Source organism: Lacrimispora amygdalina, from assembly GCF_003432035.1.
In the GTDB taxonomy this organism is placed as follows: Bacteria; Bacillota; Clostridia; order Lachnospirales; family Lachnospiraceae; genus Lacrimispora; species Lacrimispora amygdalina.
Genome location: NZ_QOHO01000116.1, coordinates 1 through 20602 on the forward strand (window position 1 = coordinate 1; position 20602 = coordinate 20602).

Here is a 20602-nt window from a genome sequence, read left to right on the forward strand (position 1 = left end):
CTTATGGGGGTCAGTTCAAAATGTTCCGTCTGCTTTTTTAAACTTTATTTTACTTTATGAGGAAGGCGTCCCCGGAATAACCTTTTTTTAAGCTCTGATAGATGAAGGGGAATCAGAGGATAGATATAGCTCTTACCTGCGATGGTTTTATTAAATATAACGGCGCATATAGATAAAATAAAGCCGATTATAAAGCCCCATACATTCAGAAGAGCGGTTAAAACCAGGAGAATCATACGAATAAATTTAAATGCATAGCCCAGTTCAAAGCTGGACTGGGAATAATTTGCTACAGTTACAAAGGCCATATATAGCATGGTTTCACTGTTAAACCACCCGGTTTTCACGGAATATTCACCCAGTACAATACCGGCAATCACACTTAAAGGGGTCGTCAGCATGCTGGGGGTATTGACAGCCGCCAGCCGCAGTCCGTCAATGGCAAATTCCAGAATCAGAAGCTGGAATATAAGAGGAACCTGGGGTTCTTCCGATAAACGGATAAAACGCAGCCAATCGGGAATCATTTCCGGATTCTGCATAAACAGCAGCCAAAGGGGCGTTAAATACAAGGTTAAGATGGATATAATGAGCCGTGACAGCCGCAGATAGGTTCCGGTAATGGGAGGGAAATAGTAATCATCGGCCTCCTCTATGATATCAAAAACAGACGAGGGGAGAATCATGGCGGAAGGGGAATTATCTACCATAATAATGATATTTCCCTCCAGCAGGGATGCTGCTGCAGTATCCGGACGTTCCGAATACTTGAATTTGGGAAAGGGGTTGTACCATTTATGGGGATAAATACATTCTGCCAGACTTTCCTGGTTCATGGTAAGGGCGTCTACTTTCAGCTTCTTAATCCGATCTTTTATCATGGAGAGAAGTTTTTCATCCACCCGTCCCTTAAAATAACAGATGGCAATATCCGTGTGGGAGCTTTCCCCTGTATTCATAATTTCAATCGTAAGCCTGGGATCCCGGATTCTCCTTCGGATTAAGGCGGTATTAGAGGTAAGCGTTTCCACAAATCCGTCTCTGGACCCGCGCAGGACTTTGTCTTTTTCCGGCTCCGATACACCTCTTGCCGGATAGCTTCTGCAATCAAGGGTAAAGCATTTATCATACCCGTCAATAAACAGGCAGGAGATTCCTGCAAGAAGCTGTTTGATCATCGCTTCGTCATCTTTTACAAGTCCTACCTGACTGTAAGGCAGATTCTTTTTCGAGAATTCATGAGCGTCGGAGGGCATGTTTTCAGGCGTAATGGATGCAAAGTCCTCCATTAATTTCTGCCATACGTTTCCTCTTGTGAAACCTTCGATGTAGTAAAGGCATGCTTCTCTGTCTGCAACATAGAAGGTGCGGTAAACCAGATCAAAGTTCCCCTCTACATCCAGTTTCTTATTTAAGTGATTCATAGTATCAGAAAGATTCGTTGTAAATTCCATGGTAATGGTCTCCTTGCATTGGTAATAGAAAGTATGCGCATTTTTGTAAAAAATATGTTTTATTAATTCTGCATGGTGAAAAAGGACTTTTTCAACTTTTTTTATTGGAAAATATGCAGGGATAGGTGGTCGAATCCTGTTGATTTTTGGCAAAATACACTAAAAATATTGACTTATGAGCTAAAAGATGGTATTATCGTCCATGTGAGAAGCACAAGGGGTGCCTTGCGTGCGGTGTTTTGACGTGGGGATGTCAAAACGCAAAACTACATAGTGTGACGGTTTTAGATCGTGACAGAGGATTGCCTTCTGTGGGGGAAGGGCAGTCCTCTAATTTTTTTATAAAAAGCGTTGATAGGGGAAAGGATCTTACATATAATATGTGATGTGATAAGGAGGAATTCTATGTGGAAAGAACTGAGGAGAGATAAGCGGGTCCGGAATGTAATGACTGCAGTGGCAGTTCTCGGATCAGCATTATTACAGACTTATGTGATTCAGGCCTTTATCAGGCCGGCAGGGTTATTATCAGGAGGATTTACGGGAATTGCCATTTTAATAGACCGTGTTACATCATTGTTTGGATTTAATATATCAACCTCTCTGGGCATGGTGGTATTAAATCTTCCGGTTGCATGGGCGTGCAGCAGGAGCATCAGCAAACGGTTTACTTTTTTTTCTCTCCTGCAGGTACTTTTAGCCAGTTTATTTTTAAGAGTATTTGATTTTACTCCCATATTTGAAGACAGCATATTAAATGTGATCTACGGCGGTGTGCTTTACGGATTTGCCATTGTAATGGCACTTCGGGGAAACGCATCCACCGGAGGTACCGATTTCATCGCTCTTTATGTTTCCAATAAAACCGGCAATTCCATCTGGACCTATGTGTTTGTGGGAAATGTTATCCTGTTGTGTATTTTCGGGGCCATATTCGGCTGGGATTATGCCGGATATTCTATCCTGTTTCAGTTTGTATCGACGAAGGTCATATCTACCTTCCATCACCGGTATGAACGTGTTACACTTCAGATTACCACAGCGAAAGGGCCGGAGCTGGCGGCAAAATATGTGAAGGACTTCCGCCATGGCATTTCCTGTGTGGATGCAGTGGGAGGCTACAGCAGGAAGAAGATGTATCTTCTCCATACAGTAGTATCCTCCTATGAAGTAACAGATATCATCGCACTGTTTCATGAAGTGGATGACCATGTGATTATAAATATGTTTAAGACCCAGCAGTTTTACGGAAAATTTTACCGTGCACCCATGGAGTAAATCTACCTGATAATGATATAGATCATATATAAAATGTATAAAATTATCATGAAAGCACTTTCTGCCCGGTTCAGCTGCTTTTTGCTTTTACACCAGATCCAGGTGATCATGCTAGCACCAATGAGAAAACCGGTGTCATAAAGGGAGAGTGGATTGACCTTTATTGGGCTGATGGCGGAGGAAGCTCCTAATACCATAAGGATGTTAAAAATATTGGAGCCGATGACATTGCCAAGTGCAAGTCCGTTTTCTCCTTTTCTGGAGGCGACAATGGAAGTTACCAGCTCCGGCAGTGAGGTTCCGATGGCTACAATGGTGAGGCCGATCAGGTTTTGGCTGAGGCCAAAGGAGGCTGCGATAGCACTGGCATTTTCTACAACCAGATTACCGCCCCAGATGATGGCGGAAAGCCCTCCGATGATAAATACGGCGGCAAGCCAAAGGGGAAGGGGCTTATCTCCTTCTTCCGCCGATGTCCGGTTAATAATTGCGTCACGGATGGTAAGACCCACGAATACGGAAAACAGACAAAGCAGTATGATTGCTTCTGTTCTTGTAATATCAAGATTGAAAAGCATCATGATGAATAAAATTACGGTGACGCCAACGCTGGCAGCGTAGTCCCACCGCAGGCGGACGCCGAATGGCCGGATTATTCCGCAGGCGCCAAGAACGACTAAAAGATTAAAAATATTGGAGCCGATTACATTTCCGATGGCGATATCATTGTTGCCGGACAGCGCTGCAGTCGTACTGACTGCCAGCTCCGGAGCACTGGTTCCAAAGGCGACGATGGTAAGACCGATTATAATCCGGGGTACTCTTAGTGTTTTCGCAATGGAAGAGCTGGCTTCAACAAAATAATCAGCTCCTTTAATTAGTAACACAAAACCTAGAATTAACCATAAGTACATCATTTTGTTTCCTCTTTCTTTTTTTATATGAGCAGCAGCCTTAAAACAGAAAGCGAGACTTTTATTGCATATTATATGCAATAAAAGTCTCGCTAATTATATGCGTACCGGTTTCCCACTTTTTGGCAGTGGAAACGGGACTGGCGTATACGCAAAACGCCAAATGGCGTAAGCTACTCCCTTTTATCCGTTTTAGTATAGTGAACATAGATGTGATTGTCAAGATTTACTGACACGTAACAAGTAAATATTTGCACGGTTAAGGTGTCTGTTGTTTTCTTTTCGGTCTTGTTTTCTTCAGCCTGCTGAACCAATGGAAGTATATGAGAAATAATATGGATGTAACGGTCCAGGTCAGAGGGTAACAAAATACTACAGTCTCAATCGCCGGATGAATTGGCACTGCAGTACAGATCCACACAATCCTGAGAACACAGACTCCCAGGCTGGTAAGGATCATCGGAATCCAACAGTCGCCGGTTCCCCGCAGAGATCCGGAATAAATTTCCACACAGACGTAAGTAAAAAAGGTGGGAACCAGGTACCGGAGAATCTGTGTACCCTTGGCAATAACGGCTGCGTCAGTGGTAAACAAAAGAAATACCAGACTTCCGAATGTGTAAAGCAGGAAGCTTAATGCAATTGATGAAAGAAAGCACATAAAAAGACAGACCCGTATGCCCTTGTATACCCGGTCTAATTTCCTGGCACCGTAATTCTGCCCCACAAATGTGGTTATGGAGATTCCGAAGGCACTGATCATCATCCAGAACAGGGTGTCGATCTTGCCATATGCGGTCCAGGCAGCCACGGTATCGGTTCCCAGTGCATTCACGCTTGACTGAATGATAATATTTGACGAAGTATACATAACTGACTGCAGTCCTGCCGGAAATCCGATCCGGACAATCCGCACCAGCATGTCCTTATGAAACGTTAAAGAAGACAGCATCAGCCGGTATGGCTGTCTGGTACGCATTAAAACGAGCAGAACCAGTACGGCACTGAGAAGCTGGGACAGGATGGTAGCAACGGCTGCCCCTGTGACACCCATTTTCCAGAAAACCACGAAGATGATATCTAAAATGATATTGGTAAAGCAGCTGGCAATCAGAAAGTAAAGGGGGCGCCTGGAATCCCCGATTGCCCTCAATATCCCGGCCCCCATATTGTAGACCAGATTTGGAATCACTCCAAGAAAGTAAATCCGCATGTATAAAACACCATAGGGAAGAATGTCAGCCGGAGTATCCATGGCTTCTAAGGCAAAGGGAGCCAGAACGATTCCGATGATCATAATAAAAAAGCCGCAGACAGCAGAAAAAGCCATGGCTGTATGCACTGCCTGGCTCAGCTGCTTTTTCTGTCCGGCCCCGAAAAACTGGGATATGATTACGCCTGCGCCGGAGGAAAGCCCGATAAAGAACCCGATGAAAAGATTGATTATGGTTCCTGTAGGACCTCCTACGGCAGCCAGTGCTTCCTTTCCCACGAATCTGCCTACAATGACAGCATCTGCTGTATTATAGAGCTGCTGAAAAAATGTCCCGAATAAAATTGGAAAGAAAAACAGAAGAAGCTGCTTCCATATCACTCCCTCTGTAATCTGATTCGACGTCCCTTCGTCTTTGTTTCTCGTATTCTCTTTCATAAAATTTCCTCGTTTAAGTAATTATGTAATCATTTTTCATTATACCGTCTGAAATTAAAAAACACAATCCCCTGTCTCAGTCGGTTTTCTGGGCTTTTGTAAGTGCCTGATCCACTGCTTTTAACAGGACTCCGGAGGTGTAGCGGGATTCAGACGGGTAGGAAATGTTTTTGGTTGACTGGTTCTTTAAAATCTGCGGAGATAAATTATCCATGGCGGGCTGCATAAGGGGATACATCGTGGTAACCGCCTCGCTTAAAGGAACCAGTGTAACGGAAGTGATTTTCTTAGAATCAACTGTGACCTCAACATTGATATCCTGGCTATTCAGCGTAATGGCAGAGGAATATACACCCGGTACATAGTCCACAGAATCTCCGGAAGTGGGAACAGTATCCTTTTTCGGGCGGAACATGACTAGAAACAGGGTAATGAGGAGGATTCCAAGGCCAACGAAGATCGCAGTATAGATGATCTCTTTCATTCGTAAAACAACAATTTTTGTTTTTGAGCTCATAAGACAGAAGCCCTCCGTATAGTTTTGTTACAATGTATGAGGGGATTAGGGGATTTCATTCCTAAGATTTCATTGTTGTAACAGGAAATCTGTGCTAATATAATAGACAAACATGTGTTTTGGGAAAGGAAGAAAAAGTATGTCCCTTCAATTTATTCTGGGCGGATCCGGTTCCGGCAAGACCCGCCGCCTTTATACGGAATTGATCCGGCAGTCGGTGGAAGAACCGGATACCCAGTTTTTTGCCATTGTGCCGGAGCAGTTCACCATGCAGACCCAGAAGGAGATTGTTTCCCTGCACCCAAGCTTTGGAGTAATGAATATTGATATTGTCAGCTTTAAGCGTCTTGCCTACCGGATCTTTGAGGAACTGGCAGTTACGAATCCCCAGGTTCTTGATGATATGGGAAAATCCATGGTACTCAGAAAGGTAGCAGCAGATAAGAAAAAAAGTCTGGTTTTTTATAAAGAGCATTTATCAAAGGCAGGGTTTATTTCTCAGCTTAAGTCCATGCTTTCAGAACTCTACCAGTATGGAATTACTCCTGAGATGCTTGGGGAAAAGGTCCCTGAGAATGTAAGCCCTGTACTGGCACAGAAGCTGTCGGATATTGCTGTTGTTTATCAGGGGTTTAAGGAGTATATTGAAGGTAAGTTTATTACATCGGAGGAGATTTTAGATGTACTCTGCAACGTCCTTCCAAGATCGGAGCTGATTAAAAACAGTGTCATCACGCTAGACGGATATACAGGTTTTACCCCTGTCCAGTATCGGATTTTAGAACTGTTTTTCCGTTACAGCAGGAAGGTTGTGATTACAGTGACCATGGATCCGGCAGAGAATATGAGCAGAAAAACCGGGGTCCAGGAGCTGTTTTACATGAGCCGTCAGATGATTAAAAAGCTGAACGATCTGGCTAAGGAAACGGGGATCAGCCGGGAAAAGGACATTCTTCTTTCCGATCATCCGGCAGTCCGCTTTCTTAAGGAAGGAAAGGGTGCTCCCTGTTCTCTGGATTTTCTGGAACAGAATCTCTACCGCTACACAGGAAGATCCTTTAAAGGACAGCCGGAATCCATACATCTGTATCAGACGCGCAATCCGTCGGAAGAGATCGCATTTGTGATACGATCCATGGAAGAAAACATCAGAAAGAACGGACTCCGCTACAGGGATATGGCGGTAATAACCGGGAACTTATCAAACTACGCAAACGAGATGATCCATCAGTTTCAGTTAAGTCAGGTGCCCTATTTCCTGGATGATAAAAAGAGCATATTAAAGAATCCCATGGTCGAGCTGATCCGGGCTGCCATAGAGATTGTTCAGAAGGATTTTTCCTATGAATCGGTGTTTCGTTATATAAGAACGGGACTGATTGTTTCCCAGGATCGTTTGGATCAGGCAGACAGACTGGAAAATTACGTGATAGCCATGGGAATCCGGGGCTTTAAAAGATGGGATGCTGCGTTTGAGGGCTGGTATAAAGGAGCCAGGGAGTTAAATCTTGTGGAATTAAACCAGTTTAAGGATGAGGTAATGGGCCCCCTTAAGCATCTGCGTGAGGAATTTAAAAGAGAAGATTCCACGGTAAAAACCATGACTGCCGCAGTGACCGCACTTTTAATGGAGACAGGCATTGAAGAGAAGATGCTTGTTTTTGAGAAAAAGTTTCAGGATATGGGGGAATTTGCTCTTGCAAAGGAATATGGACAGGTTTACGGGCTGGTAATGGATTTATTTGACCGTCTTGCCGGACTGCTGGGCGGGGAGCATGTGAGCAGGAGAGAATACGGGGAGATTCTGGATGCCGGCTTTGCTGAGATTAAAGTGGGTGTGATTCCGGCCGCTGTGGACCGGGTTGTAGTGGGAGATATCACGAGAACCCGTCTGGATCATATCAAGGTTCTTTATTTTGTAGGCGTCAATGATGGACTGGTTCCCGTAAAAAAGGAGAAAAGCAGTTTATTTACAGACCGGGAAAGGGAATTTTTATCCGGTCATGCCATAGAGCTGGCCCCTACTTCCATGGAAGAAGGCTTTCGCCAGAGGTTTTATCTGTACCTGGCACTGACAAAGCCGGAGAAAGAACTGGTGTTATCTTATTCAGCCATGGATGGGAGCGGAAAGAGCATGCGCCCCTCTACCTTAATCGGGGAACTAAAGAAGCTGTTTCCAGGATTAAAGGAATCAGCTCCGCTAAAAGCAGGTGTTCCCCTGACCTTCCGTGAGGCAAAGAACCAGCTGGCAGCTGGTATGAGGGAGTATGGAAAGAACGGTGAAGACAGCCGGATTCTGGAGTTGTTAAAAGCCTTTCTTGCATCTGCGGACCATAAGGAGGAAGGAAGACAGCTGATTGAAGCGGCTTTTTATGTATACCAGCAAAAAGGTATCGGAAAAGCGGCTGCAAGAGCTCTTTACGGTTCCGTTATCAATGGAAGCGTGACCAGGATGGAGCAGTATGCTTCCTGTGCATATGCTCATTTTTTAAGTTACGGTCTGGAACTGATGGAACGTCAGGAATATGAACTGGCAGCCATGGATATCGGTAATCTGTTCCATGGTTCCATTGATTTATGGTTTGCACGGATGAAGGAAGAGGGCCGGGATTTTAAGACGCTGACAGAAGAGGAACGTAAGACTATGGTGCACGAATGTGTAACCAGAGTGACGGAGGAATATGGAAATACAGTCTTAAAGAGCTCTGCAAGAAACGCTTACCTTGCAGGTAAGGTGGAGCGGATCACGGACAGAACGGTCTGGGCGCTGTCCGAGCAGCTGAAAAAAGGGGATTTCACTCCTGTGGGATTCGAAGTTTCCTTTTCTGCAGACGATCATTTAAAAGCAATGAGACTGCCCTTATCAAAGGATGAATCCGTTCATTTAAGGGGGCGGATTGACCGTATGGATTTATGTGAGGATGAGGAGGCAGTCTATGTTAAGATCATTGATTACAAATCCGGAAGCACGGCTTTTGATTTAACTTCTCTCTATTATGGACTGCAGCTGCAGCTGGTGGTTTACATGGATGCGGCGCTGGAGATGGAAGAGAGAAAAAGACCGGATAAGCAGGTGGTTCCGGCAGGCATCTTCTATTATAACATCAACGATCCGGTTGTGGACAAGGACGGTGAGATGACGCAGGAGGAGATATCAGGCCGGATTTTAAAACAGCTTCGCATGAATGGGCTTGTTAACACAGATTTAAATGCCATTTCCCATCTGGATCATGAGATAGAGACAGAATCCGATGTGATACCGGTTGCCATGAAGAATGGAATCATTCAGGAGGCACGGTCATCAGTAGCAGGAGGAACTCGTTTTTCCGCTTTACGCCAGTATGTCCAGGAAAGGCTGAAAACAGAAGGTCGGGAAATCTTAGATGGGATTATTGATGTAAACCCTTATAAACAAGGGAATAAAACAGCCTGCGATTACTGCCCTTACCATGCTGTATGCGGGTTTGATTTAAAGACACAGGGGTATGGTTTCAGGAAGTTCAAGGCTTTAAAATCTGAGGAAATATGGCCGGTTATTGAAGGAGAAACGCAGGAAGGAGAAGAACATGGCAATCACCTGGACAGAGGAACAGAAAGCAGTCATTGAAAGCAGGAACAGGAATCTCCTGGTATCGGCAGCAGCAGGAAGCGGTAAAACGGCTGTTCTGGTGGAACGCATCATACGGATGATTACGGAGGGAGAGCATCCCCTTAAAATAGATCAGCTTCTGGTCATGACGTTTACAAAGGCTGCTGCAGACGAGATGCGGGAGCGGGTTTTAAAGGCGGTGGATGAGAAGCTGATGGAACAGCCGGATAATGATCATCTTCAAATGCAGGCAGCCATGATTCCCTACGCCCAGATTACGACCATAGACAGCTTCTGTCTGGGGATTATCAGAGAGCATTACAGCCGGTTAGACATTGATCCTGCCTTTCGTGTGGGAGATGAAGGAGAACTGATTCTTCTTCGTGGAGATGTGATGAGGGAGATGCTGGAGGAGTTCTACGAATCGGAGGACCCTTCCTTCGAATGTTTTGTGGAGACGTATGCCACCGGCAAGACAGACCGCGGAATTGAAGATTTTATCATGCAGGTATACCGCTTCTCCCAAAGCAATCCATGGCCGGAGGAATGGATAAACAACTGCAGGAAAGAACTTGAATCCTGTGATTTAAACCATATGAAGGACACTGCATGGATGAGATTTTTGATGGAGGATGCCGCTCTTTTGCTTGAGGAACTCCTGATCCAGACAGAGGCAGCCATGGAGATCTGCCAGGAGGAAAACGGGCCGGAGGCATATCTTCCCATGCTGGCCGGTGATGCAGCCATGTTAAAATCACTTGGGGAAGCAGGAGATTACGAGACTTTAAACGGCAGGTTAAAAGAGGCAGCTTTTGCCAGACTTGCTTCTATACGAAGCAAAGACATTGATCCGGAGAAAAAAGCCGCTGTAACCGCGGTCAGGGACAGAGTGAAAAAGGGCGTTGGAAAGCTCTGCGATTTATACTGTTTTGAATCTCCCAAAGAAGTGGGAGCGGATATGGAAGGGACGAAAGAAGCTGTTTTCATGCTTCTTCATCTTGCAGAGGAATATTCCCGCAGATACCAGGAGAAAAAAAAGGAACGGAATCTGGTAGATTTTAACGACCTGGAGCATTATGCTCTTGAGATTCTATTAAAGGAAGAAGACGGATTAAGGGTTCCGTCGGAAGCGGCTGACGAATTCAGCCGCCAGTTTGAGGAAATTCTGGTGGATGAATATCAGGACAGCAATGAGGTACAGGAAGCACTGATCAACAGCATTTCAAGAGAACGGTTTGGCAGTCCCAACGTTTTCATGGTAGGAGATGTGAAACAGAGTATTTACCAGTTCCGTCTGGCAAGACCGCAGTTGTTCCTGGATAAGTACCAGAGGTATTCCAGTGAGGAAGGAAGTTATCAAAAGATTGAGCTGCACCAGAATTTCCGTAGCAGAGAATCGGTATTAACCAGTATTAATGAGGTTTTTTATCAGATTATGACAAAAAATCTGGGGAATATCCGTTATACAAAGGAGACGGCACTTCACCCGGGAGCTGTCTTTTGCGAATCGGAGGGCCGGGTGGGGGAAAAGACGGAGCTCCTTCTTATCCATGGCTCATCAGAGCAGCTGAAGCAGCTTGATGAAGACACCGCAGATTATACCAGCAGGGAAGCGGAGGCGAAGGTAATAGTCTCTAAAATCAGGGAACTTACGGATCCTGACGGGGGACTTCTCATCTGGGATAAAAACCTGGGTCAGACAGGTGGATACCGGGTATGCCAATACTCTGATATCGTTATCTTATTAAGAAGCTTAAGCGGATGGGCGGAGGAATTTGTCAATATTTTGATGAATGAGGGGATACCTGCCCACGCCGAACGAAAAACCGGATATTTTTCTGCAGCAGAAGTGGAGACGGTTCTATCCATGCTGAACATTATTGATAATCCCATGCAGGACATTCCGCTGGCTGCAGTTTTTAAATCTCCTGTTGCAGGGATTGATGACCAGGAGATGGCTCACCTCATGGCTGTATGGAAAAATGCTGATAAAAAGGGCCAGGACCGTGGGATTTATGGTGCGTGGCAGCACTATTTAAAGGAGTATGAAGATAAGGAAGATGAAACCGCCCCTGAACTTTTCAAAAAGCTTGCAGCATTTTCCGAACAGCTTTCCAAGTACAGGGAAAAAGCTGCTTATCTTTCCATTCATGAGCTTCTTTATGATATCTATGAGGGTACCGGTTATTACGACTATGTTTCCGCCATGCCTGGAGGTGAAGTCCGAAGGGCCAATCTTTCCATGCTTGTGGAAAAGGCGGCAGCCTATGAACAGACCAGCTACAGAGGGCTGTTTCATTTTATCCGGTATATTGAAAATCTGAAAAAATATGATACGGATTTTGGAGAAGCCTCCCTTCTTGGCGAAGAGAATACGGTACGCGTCATGAGCATACATAAGAGCAAGGGACTGGAATTTCCGGTTGTATTTCTGGCTGGAATGGGGAAAAAATTCAATAAACAGGATGCCTATGGAAAGCTTCTTATTGACCCTGATCTGGGAATCGGAACAGATTACATAGATTTAGAAAAGCGGATTAAGGCACCTACCTTAAAAAAACACGTTTTAAAGAGAAAGACAGAATTAAGCGCTCTTGGAGAGGAACTTCGCGTGCTTTATGTTGCCATGACAAGAGCAAAAGAAAAGCTGATTATGACCGGACTGGACCGCTATCTGGATAAGAAATTTGAGCGTTACGCATCTGTCATGAGAGCTCACGGCCAGATTCCATTTTCTTTTCTTTCCGGAGCAGATTCTTATTTAGACTGGCTGCTTATGAGTCTGTCCGGTAAATATTCCCCTGAAGGTATTCTGTCGGAGGATGGGCAGGATACGGGGAATCTGGTTATGAAGGAACTGACGGTTTCCGGCCTGGTTATGGGAGAGATGAACCGTCAGGTGAGTAAGAAACTGACGAAAGAAAGTTTCCTGAGACTGGATACAAAAATAAGCTATGACCAGGAGTTTGAAAGAGGCTTAAAGGAGGCACTTTCCTATCTGTATCCTTATGAAGAGGACATAAGGCTCCACACCAAGCTGACGGTTTCAGAACTGAAAAAGCAGGGGCAGTTTCTGGATGAAGAGGAGAGTGATTTTCTTCCCACAATTCCTGTTTTTTTAAGAGAAGAAGTAGAAGAAGAAAAGTCAGGAGGTGTCCGCCGTGGTACGGCTTATCACCGTGCTCTGGAGCTCCTTGATTTTTCCAGGGTGAAGACAGCAGAGGATTTGACGGCTGCACTGGAAGAATTAAAAGGAGATGGACGGCTGAATGAGGAAAGCTTTGCCCTGCTGTCAAAATCACAGCTTTTCGCATTTATAAACTCATCTTTAGGAAGGCGTCTGGCAGCAGCCCAGGAGAAAGGGCTGTTAAAACGGGAACAGCAGTTTGTGATCGGCATACCGGCCAGGGAGATGGATGTGGCTGATTCCGATGAACGAATTCTCATACAGGGAATCATTGATGCTTATATAGAAGAAGAAGGGCAGCTGGTTTTAGTGGATTATAAGACGGATTTTTTAAGGGAAGGGGAAGAATCCATTCTTTTTGACCGTTATGGAATCCAGATGGAGTATTACAGACGTGCTCTGGAACAGATCACAGGGAAAAAAGTGAAAGAGATGATTATCTACTCCTTCGCACTGAAAAAAGAAGTTGTAATAAACGGAACATAATATCGTATAGAATGGAGATGGAACCATATGATACCTGACAGTGAAGTAAGATTGACTCAAATGACGAAAACGGCTGGCTGTGCCGCGAAAATCGGTCCAGGTACACTGGCTGGAATTCTGGAGCATTTACCGAAGTTTCAGGATCCCAGTCTTCTGGTGGGGATTGAAACATCTGATGATGGTGCGATATACAAGGTAAATGATGATCTTGCATTGATTCAGACTCTGGATTTTTTCACACCTGTGGTCGATGACCCTTTTACATTCGGCCAGATAGCTGCTGCCAACGCGCTCAGTGATATTTACGCCATGGGGGGAGAGCCGAAGGTTGCTTTAAATATTGTAGCGTGGCCAAACTGCTTAAATCCCGGGATTCTGGGCAGGATATTAGAAGGCGGCGCGTCGAAGGTTCTGGAAGCAGGCGCCGTACTGGCAGGAGGCCATTCCATTCAGGATGAGGAACCCAAGTACGGACTCAGTGTGACCGGATTTGTCCATCCGGATAAGGTTTTTAAAAACTGTCAAGCCAGGCCTGGGGATGTTTTAATTCTCACAAAACCCCTGGGAACCGGAATCGTTAATACTGCTGTAAAGGCTGATTTAGCATCACAGGAAGCAAAAGAAGAAGTGATAAAGGTCATGACTTCCTTAAACCGGAAAGCCAAGCAGGTCATTGAACAATATGAGGTACACAGCTGCACCGATGTGACCGGTTTTGGTCTGGCAGGCCATTCCGTTGAGATGGCTGAAGGCAGCGGGGTCACTCTGGAATTTTCCGTGAGTGATCTTCCGGTTCAGAAGGAAGCTTTTGAGCTTGCAAGAATGGGACTGGTGCCGGAAGGGGCGTATAAAAACCGTTCCTATACCAGTGAACGTGTGGATTACGCAGATATAGAGGAATGCATGATTGATATATTCTGTGATCCCCAGACATCAGGCGGGCTGCTTATCAGTGTATCCAGAGAAGACGGAGAGCGAATTATGGAGGATTTTATACGAGTGGGTATGGAAACTACATGCCGGATGGTCGGCAGAGTTACGAAGAAGCAGGAAAAGCCGGTAAAGCTGAGGAATCATTTATGATTTATCTGGATAATGCAGCAACTTCCCTGCAAAAACCGGAGGAAGTGAGGCTGGCGGTAGCTGACGCCATTCTTACCATGGGAAATCCCGGCAGAGGGATTTACGGCGCATCCCTTGATGCAGCCAGAATGATTTATGATACCAGGAGTCTGGTCTCCCGGCTGTTTCATGCAAAAAATCCAGACCAGGTAGCATTTACAGCTAATTCAACAGAGAGCTTAAACCTGGCTGTTGAAGGAATTATCCGTCCGGGGGATCATGTAATTACAACCATGATGGAGCACAATTCCGTACTCCGCCCTCTTTACCGTATGGAAGACAAGGGGGCAGAACTTACCATTTTGCCTGCAGATAAAGATGGCTGCATACGCTGGGAAGAGCTTGAGACTGCAGTTAAGAGCAATACGAGAGCTGTGATTTGTACCCATGCTTCTAATTTAACTGGAAATGTAAATGACCTGGGGACAATAGGCAGAATTTGCAATAAACACGGAATTCTTTTCATTCTGGATGCCTCACAGACAGCCGGAGTGTTTGACATTGATATGGAGGGAATGGGAATTGATGTTGTCTGCTTCACCGGACACAAGGGGCTTTTAGGTCCACAGGGAACCGGAGGAATCTGCGTAAGGGAAGGGGTAGATATTCAGCCTTTGATCGTAGGCGGAAGCGGGACACAGAGTTTCTTAAAGACACAGCCGGAGCAGATGCCGGAGCGTCTGGAAGCCGGGACATTAAACTGCCATGGCATTGCGGGGCTTCATGCAGCGCTTCTTTATATTGACCGGACGGGGATAGAGTTCATCCGTAAACGGGAACAGCTTCTGATGCGACGGTTTTATGAAGGGGTGAAGGATATCCCCGGAGTTTCCGTCTACGGTGATTTTTCCCGGAAGAGCCTTGATGAGCGGGCACCGGTCGTAGCTTTAAATATTGGAGATTTAGATTCTGGCCGGGTTGCAGACGAACTGGCGGTTTCTTATGATATCTATGCCAGGGCAGGCGCTCATTGTGCTCCCCTGATGCACCAGGCACTTGGAACCGCAAAGCAGGGAGCAGTGCGTTTTTCCATGTCCCATTTCAATACAGAAGAGGAAATTGATCAGGCGGTAAAGGCGGTCAGAGAGCTGGGCAGATGGGGGCAGGAGATATTATGAGGCAGAAAGAGTTAAAGACCGTAGTGACATTTCATACTGTTACGGAAGCGATTGCCATGGAGACTGCGTGTATGAAAGAAAATATTCCGGGAAGGATAATTCCGGTACCCAGGGAAATTAAAGCGGGCTGCGGACTTTCCTGGTCCATGCCTGTTTCCTGGGAGGGAGACTTAAGCCAATGGATGGAAGAGAAAGGTCTTAAATGGGAATCAGTAGGGGAGTATTTCATTTGATATTTTCAAATTATCATTTACACAAGAAAATAGTCGGAAAAATATGATATATATACTAAAAAGACAGCATATAAGGACAAATGATTTAAAACAAAATTGGCATTGACAAATAGTTTTACAATATGTTATAGTCAACCTGTCAGAGGTCACAAAATTTGTTAAGTATCAGTATTCAAAGAAACTTATATATGCTCATAATTGGATGAGTGTTTCTACCAACTACCGTAATAGTTGTCTATAAGTTTCCTCGTGATGGGAAGGCGGCTTTTTTAGCTGTGCTATTTTTGTTCACGTTTGGAGCGACAAAAGGGAACGGTAGTTTTTTATTGCTTGGTTTTTAGGAACGTTGCAATTTGGCTGCCGTATTTTTGTTTGTGCGGAACAGGAGGTTCTATGACCGGTGATAGAAATTTTATACTAAAAGGAAACATTTGCTATAGTGAGGGTGTCCATACGTTAAGAACGGTGGATCAGGGTTTTTTAATATGCCAGAATGGGAAGTCAGCCGGAGTATATCACAGCATACCGGAGCAGTTTAAGGATTTTTTGGTAATTGACTGTAACGATAAGCTGATTATACCGGGACTAGTCGATCTTCATATTCATGCACCCCAATATTCATTCCGCGGACTGTCCATGGATTTAGAGCTGTTAGACTGGCTGAATACCAATACGTTTCCGGAGGAAGCCAGATATGGCGATCTGGAATATGCAAAAAAGGCCTACCAGATATTTGCAGAAGCGATGAAGAAAAGCGGGACCACCAGAGCCTGTATATTTGCAACCATCCACGGACCGGCGACGGAGCTTTTAATGGATCTCATGGAAGAGACCGGTTTAAAGACGATGGTTGGAAAGGTCAATATGGACCGGAATGCACCGGATTATCTATGTGAGCCGGGTGCACAGGCGTCAGAGGCGGAAACTCTTTTATGGCTGTCTCATACAAGAGGGAAGTATAAGAATGTAACTCCGATTCTGACACCCAGATTTATTCCGTCCTGCACCGATGATCTCATGGAGCGGCTGGGAAGGCTGAAGCGGAAATACAGACTTCCGGTTCAGTCCCATTTGTCGGAGAATTTAAGTGAGATTGAATGGGTGAAGAGTTTATGTCCCAGTACCGGGTGTTACGGCGAAGCCTATGATCAGTTCGGCATGTTCGGTGGGGAGGAAAAGACTGTAATGGCACATTGCGTCTATTCGTCTGAGCAGGAGATTGAACTGATTAAAAAGCGGGGAGTTTATATTGCACACTGTCCCCAGTCCAACACCAACCTTGCTTCTGGAATTGCACCAGTCCGTACCTTTCTAGATCTGGAATTAAAGACAGGCTTAGGTACCGATGTAGCAGGGGGAAGCGGGGAATCCATATTCCGTGCCATGGCAGATGCCATATCCGTATCAAAGCTTCGGTGGCGCCTTGTGGATTCTTCATTAAAGCCTGTTACGATTGAGGAAGCATTCTATCTGGGAACTCTGGGAGGAGGTTCTTTCTTTGGAAAGACAGGCAGCTTTCTGGAAGGTTATGAGTTTGATGCTCTGATTCTTGATGACAGCAGTTTAAGTCATCCCCAGCCGCTAAGTACGAGGGAACGGCTGGAACGTTTTATCTATCTGTCTGATGACAGACACATCACGGGGAAGTATGTGGAAGGGAAACGAATCTTTTAGAGCACCTAAGGAGGTAGGAAGTATGGAACGAAACACCAATGAAGGATTTTTACAGAAGATATTTCATTTATCTGAAAATCACACAGATGTGAAAACTGAGATTATAGCCGGAATCACTACATTTATGACGATGGCTTATATACTGGCAGTAAACCCAAGCGTTCTTGGGGCGGCAAAAATGGACAGCGGTGCAGTCTTTACAGCCACAGCCCTGGCATCCATGATTGCAACACTTTTAATGGCGGGTCTTGCAAATTATCCATTTGTACTGGCACCGGGAATGGGATTAAATGCTTACTTTGCATATACCGTAGTTCTGAACATGGGTTATACCTGGGAAATGGCTCTGGCAGCCGTATTCATCGAGGGTATTATCTTTATTCTGCTTTCACTGACCAGTGTCCGCGAGGCGATTTTCAATGCAATTCCAATGAATTTAAAACATGCGGTATCAGCTGGTATCGGTTTGTTTATTGCATTTATCGGACTTCAGAATGCGAAGGTAGTGGTTGACGGAGCGACTCTTGTAACCATGTATTCCTTTAAGACCTCCCTTTCAGACGGAACCTTTCATTCCGTAGGCATCACAGTTTTACTTGCGATTATCGGTATCCTGATCACTGCGGTGCTGGTTGTTAAGAATGTGAAAGGTAACATCCTGTGGGGAATTCTTGCTACCTGGGCACTTGGAATGATCTGCCAGGCGGTTGGACTTTACCAGCCGAACCCGGAACTGGGCATGTTCAGTGTATTCCCGGATTTTTCCAGGGGATTTGGAATTCCAAGCATGGCACCAACCTTTTTAAAGCTGGATTTTTCCAGAATTTTATCAGTGGATTTTCTGGTAGTCATGTTTGCATTCCTGTTTGTAGATATGTTTGATACACTGGGAACTCTGATCGGAGTGGCCTCCAAAGCAGACATGCTTGATAAGGATGGAAAGCTTCCCCAGATTAAGGGAGCACTGATGGCAGATGCCGTAGGTACTTCTTTAGGAGCATTATTTGGTACATCCACTACAACGACTTTCGTGGAGAGTGCTTCAGGCGTGGCAGAAGGCGGAAGAACCGGATTAACAGCAGTGGTAGCAGCCATACTCTTTGGCTTGTCCCTGTTTTTATCTCCGATCTTTCTTGCGATTCCTTCCTTTGCGACAGCTCCGGCTTTGATCATTGTGGGATTTTTAATGATGACATCCATTACCAAGATTGATTTCTCCGATTTTACAGAGGCTCTCCCTTGTTACATTGCAATTATTGCCATGCCGTTTATGTACAGCATTTCCGAAGGTATTGCAATGGGCGTAATCTCTTATGTATTTATTAATGTTGTAACAGGCAATGCAAAGAAAAAGAAAATCAGTCTGCTGATGTATATTTTAGCAGTATTGTTTGTACTCAAATATGTACTGATCTGATAGAACTGTAAAAAAAGCGGTGACAAACGTTCACCAGGCAGGTATTGCCTGAATGACGGATTGCCACCGCCTTTTTATTGCGGTTTTATTCCCTATACCAGAAATCAGTTCAATAAAACAATAGCCAGATTTAAGTATCCTGCAAATGTAACCCATAAAAGATAGGGGATCTGCATCAGAGCAGCTGTCTGATTCACAGACCGGAAAGCTGAGATCATACGAATAATAAAGTACCATAAAAGCAGCAGAATCAGGAATGCCAGAAGATAATTCTGCAGGTTAAAGAATACAAGGCTCCAGATAAAGTTAAGAAACAGCTGGATTGCATAAAGCCGGAGCGCTTCCTTTCGTTTCGGAGAAGCTGACTGGGCAATTAAATAAGATCCTAACCCCATTAAAAGATATAAGATGGTCCAGACAATCGGGAAGATCCATCCAGGTGGGGAAAGTGCCGGCCGGTTTAAATCTTTGTATATCATCATGCTGTTCTTTGTAAGAAATCCAGCCAACGCGCCTACTGCCAGGGGTAGTACCAGGAAAAAAATAAATTTCTTTCTGTTATTGTTCATAGGAAACTCCTATTCCTGTAATTAATACAGTCTATTCTGTTTTATAGAAAATTATTTCCCGTTTTTAGGCAGAATAATATTTAAAAAGATGGCTACCAGGGTTGCAACAACGACTGGAGAACGGCCAAAGATCGTGACCACCCAGGCAGGAAATGTGGAAAGCGCGGCTGTAGCCTGGGAAATTCCCATGCCAAGAGCTGCTGCAAGTCCTACAATAGAAGAATTCCGGTAGTTCATCTCTTCAGAGGTTACCAGTTTCATTCCCGTCATGGCAATGGAAGCAAATACAGATACCGTAGCGCCTCCTAACACACACTGGGGAATGGTAGTAAGCAAAGCAGAAAACTTGGGAATCAGACCGGCAGCCAGTAAGAAGGCGGCAGTTAATCCCATAACGCAGCGGTTGACAACTTTCGTCGTAGTTACGATGCCCACGTTCTGGCTGTATGTGGCTGTTGGCAAACCTCCTAAAAGAGCACCGAAGATATTTGTTACACCATATCCCATGATTCCGCCCTGCAATTCCTTGTCGGTTGGCTCTCTGTCGATGGATCCGCTGGTGGTGGCTGTAAAGTCACCAATTGCCTGAACCGAGTTGATGGCAAATAAAAGTCCGATGGCAATACAGGAGGAGGGTTCAAAGGTGATTCCGAAGTGAAGCGGCTTTGGAATGGAAAATAAAGAAGCTGCAGCGATGTTGGAAAAACTCACCATTCCAAAAAACAGTGCGGTCACATATCCCACCATGATGCCGATGAGAATGGAAGCCAGCTTATAAATTCCCTTTCCGAAATGATTCAGTACTGTGACCACAGTCAGAGTAATAAAAGCGACGGTCCAGTTCTGCCACGATCCGTAGGAAGGGTTTGATACTCCGCCTGCCATATAGTTAATGGCAGTGGGATAAAGAGAAAGTCCAATGGTAAAAACTACAGTTCCGGTAATGAGTGGGGGAAAGAATTTCCGGATCCGCATAACAGAGATTCCTACCAGACATGCCACGATGCCGCCCACAATCTGTGCTCCCAAAATGGCAGAAAGACCATAATCTGCAGCAATGGACTGCATACTTGGGACGTAGGCAAAACTGATGCCCAGGATAACGGGGAGGGAGGAGCCAAGGTGGAATCCTTTCTTTTTCCCGGCGGGAAAAAGCTGGAGGAGTGTGGACAGGGCCGAAACCACCAGGGCAGCCTGAATCAGGATGACCCGGTCGGAAGCTTCCAGTCCTGCGACATTGGATACAATGATGGGTGGTGTGACGCAGCCTACGATCATTGCAACCAGATGCTGTATTGCAAGGGGGAGTGCGTGAGAAAACCTGGGGATGCCGTCGAGTTCAAAAATAGATGCATACTGCCTGTCAGATTGTCTCATAGTAAAATGTTCTCCT

14 protein-coding genes and 1 riboswitch are annotated in these 20602 nt (G+C 45.2%); of the genes, 8 read left to right on the forward strand and 6 right to left on the reverse strand.

Features of this window, described 5'->3' with window-relative positions:
* Nucleotides 1–44: 44 nt before the first annotated feature.
* Nucleotides 45–1454, reverse strand: coding sequence for a spore germination protein (locus tag DS742_RS27035; protein ID WP_117420014.1), 1410 nt, complete (start codon nucleotides 1452–1454; stop codon nucleotides 45–47).
* A gap of 405 nt (nucleotides 1455–1859) precedes the next feature.
* Between DS742_RS27035 and DS742_RS27040 the strand changes: the two genes are divergently transcribed.
* Nucleotides 1860–2732, forward strand: a complete 873-nt coding sequence (locus tag DS742_RS27040; protein ID WP_117420015.1) for a YitT family protein — start codon at nucleotides 1860–1862, stop codon at nucleotides 2730–2732.
* 2 nt (nucleotides 2733–2734) lie between these two features.
* On the opposite strand, the gene DS742_RS27045 is transcribed toward DS742_RS27040, so the two are convergent.
* The 3 genes from DS742_RS27045 to DS742_RS27055 all read right to left on the reverse strand — a co-directional run bounded on the left by DS742_RS27045 (nucleotide 2735) and on the right by DS742_RS27055 (nucleotide 5814).
* Entirely contained in the window at nucleotides 2735–3649 is a 915-nt protein-coding gene (locus tag DS742_RS27045; RefSeq protein WP_117420016.1) for a calcium/sodium antiporter, read from the reverse strand.
* 256 nt (nucleotides 3650–3905) lie between these two features.
* A complete protein-coding gene (locus DS742_RS27050) occupies nucleotides 3906–5297 on the reverse strand; it encodes an MATE family efflux transporter (RefSeq protein ID WP_117420017.1) in 1392 nt (463 codons plus the stop codon).
* Nucleotides 5298–5373: 76 nt separating this feature from the next.
* The gene (locus DS742_RS27055; RefSeq protein WP_117420018.1) at nucleotides 5374–5814 is read right to left on the reverse strand and encodes an FMN-binding protein; all 441 of its coding nucleotides are present in this window, start codon (nucleotides 5812–5814) and stop codon (nucleotides 5374–5376) included.
* Between the two features lie 139 nt (nucleotides 5815–5953).
* Between DS742_RS27055 and addB the strand changes: the two genes are divergently transcribed.
* From addB to DS742_RS27090, 7 genes are all read left to right on the forward strand, one after another.
* On the forward strand, nucleotides 5954–9421 hold the full coding sequence (gene addB / locus DS742_RS27060) for a helicase-exonuclease AddAB subunit AddB (RefSeq protein ID WP_117420019.1): 3468 nt from the start codon (nucleotides 5954–5956) through the stop codon (nucleotides 9419–9421).
* Nucleotides 9381–13076, forward strand: a complete 3696-nt coding sequence (addA, locus tag DS742_RS27065) for a helicase-exonuclease AddAB subunit AddA (protein WP_117420020.1) — start codon at nucleotides 9381–9383, stop codon at nucleotides 13074–13076. Before addB ends, addA begins: the two co-directional genes overlap by 41 nt.
* 27 nt (nucleotides 13077–13103) lie before the next feature.
* Nucleotides 13104–14159, forward strand: a complete 1056-nt coding sequence (gene selD / locus DS742_RS27070; RefSeq protein WP_117420021.1) for a selenide, water dikinase SelD — start codon at nucleotides 13104–13106, stop codon at nucleotides 14157–14159.
* On the forward strand, nucleotides 14156–15316 hold the full coding sequence (locus DS742_RS27075; protein ID WP_117420022.1) for an aminotransferase class V-fold PLP-dependent enzyme: 1161 nt from the start codon (nucleotides 14156–14158) through the stop codon (nucleotides 15314–15316). Before selD ends, DS742_RS27075 begins: the two co-directional genes overlap by 4 nt.
* Nucleotides 15313–15549 carry a putative Se/S carrier protein gene (locus tag DS742_RS27080; RefSeq protein WP_117420023.1) on the forward strand — a complete coding sequence of 79 codons (237 nt, stop codon included), beginning with the start codon at nucleotides 15313–15315 and terminating at the stop codon, nucleotides 15547–15549. The genes DS742_RS27075 and DS742_RS27080 overlap by 4 nt, the downstream gene beginning before the upstream one ends.
* 162 nt (nucleotides 15550–15711) lie before the next feature.
* Nucleotides 15712–15807, forward strand: a riboswitch (purine riboswitch).
* 135 nt (nucleotides 15808–15942) lie between these two features.
* Nucleotides 15943–17223 (forward strand): amidohydrolase family protein, encoded by a 1281-nt coding sequence (locus tag DS742_RS27085; protein WP_117420024.1) that lies wholly within the window; start codon nucleotides 15943–15945, stop codon nucleotides 17221–17223.
* A gap of 22 nt (nucleotides 17224–17245) precedes the next feature.
* Complete coding sequence (locus DS742_RS27090) at nucleotides 17246–18640, forward strand: NCS2 family permease (RefSeq protein WP_117420025.1); 1395 nt, start codon at nucleotides 17246–17248, stop codon at nucleotides 18638–18640.
* A 104-nt stretch (nucleotides 18641–18744) separates the two neighbouring features.
* Here DS742_RS27090 and DS742_RS27095 read toward each other — a convergent pair whose 3' ends face one another.
* Both DS742_RS27095 and DS742_RS27100 read right to left on the reverse strand, forming a co-directional pair.
* Nucleotides 18745–19209 carry a TspO/MBR family protein gene (locus tag DS742_RS27095; RefSeq protein ID WP_117420026.1) on the reverse strand — a complete coding sequence of 155 codons (465 nt, stop codon included), beginning with the start codon at nucleotides 19207–19209 and terminating at the stop codon, nucleotides 18745–18747.
* Between the two features lie 51 nt (nucleotides 19210–19260).
* Nucleotides 19261–20586: a uracil-xanthine permease family protein gene (locus tag DS742_RS27100; RefSeq protein WP_117420027.1), complete on the reverse strand. Its 1326-nt coding sequence runs from the start codon at nucleotides 20584–20586 to the stop codon at nucleotides 19261–19263.
* Between the last annotated feature and the right edge of the window lie 16 nt (nucleotides 20587–20602).

Coding starts and splice junctions, on each gene's coding strand:
- DS742_RS27035 (WP_117420014.1), bottom strand. CDS start 1,454: ATGGAATTTACAACGAATCTTTCTGATACTATGAATCACTTAAATAAG.
- DS742_RS27075 (WP_117420022.1), top strand. CDS start 14,156: ATGATTTATCTGGATAATGCAGCAACTTCCCTGCAAAAACCGGAGGAA.
- DS742_RS27040 (WP_117420015.1), top strand. CDS start 1,860: ATGTGGAAAGAACTGAGGAGAGATAAGCGGGTCCGGAATGTAATGACT.
- DS742_RS27050 (WP_117420017.1), bottom strand. CDS start 5,297: ATGAAAGAGAATACGAGAAACAAAGACGAAGGGACGTCGAATCAGATT.
- addB (WP_117420019.1), top strand. CDS start 5,954: ATGTCCCTTCAATTTATTCTGGGCGGATCCGGTTCCGGCAAGACCCGC.
- DS742_RS27055 (WP_117420018.1), bottom strand. CDS start 5,814: ATGAGCTCAAAAACAAAAATTGTTGTTTTACGAATGAAAGAGATCATC.
- DS742_RS27045 (WP_117420016.1), bottom strand. CDS start 3,649: ATGATGTACTTATGGTTAATTCTAGGTTTTGTGTTACTAATTAAAGGA.
- DS742_RS27090 (WP_117420025.1), top strand. CDS start 17,246: ATGGAACGAAACACCAATGAAGGATTTTTACAGAAGATATTTCATTTA.
- addA (WP_117420020.1), top strand. CDS start 9,381: ATGGCAATCACCTGGACAGAGGAACAGAAAGCAGTCATTGAAAGCAGG.
- selD (WP_117420021.1), top strand. CDS start 13,104: ATGATACCTGACAGTGAAGTAAGATTGACTCAAATGACGAAAACGGCT.
- DS742_RS27100 (WP_117420027.1), bottom strand. CDS start 20,586: ATGAGACAATCTGACAGGCAGTATGCATCTATTTTTGAACTCGACGGC.
- DS742_RS27080 (WP_117420023.1), top strand. CDS start 15,313: ATGAGGCAGAAAGAGTTAAAGACCGTAGTGACATTTCATACTGTTACG.
- DS742_RS27095 (WP_117420026.1), bottom strand. CDS start 19,209: ATGAACAATAACAGAAAGAAATTTATTTTTTTCCTGGTACTACCCCTG.
- DS742_RS27085 (WP_117420024.1), top strand. CDS start 15,943: ATGACCGGTGATAGAAATTTTATACTAAAAGGAAACATTTGCTATAGT.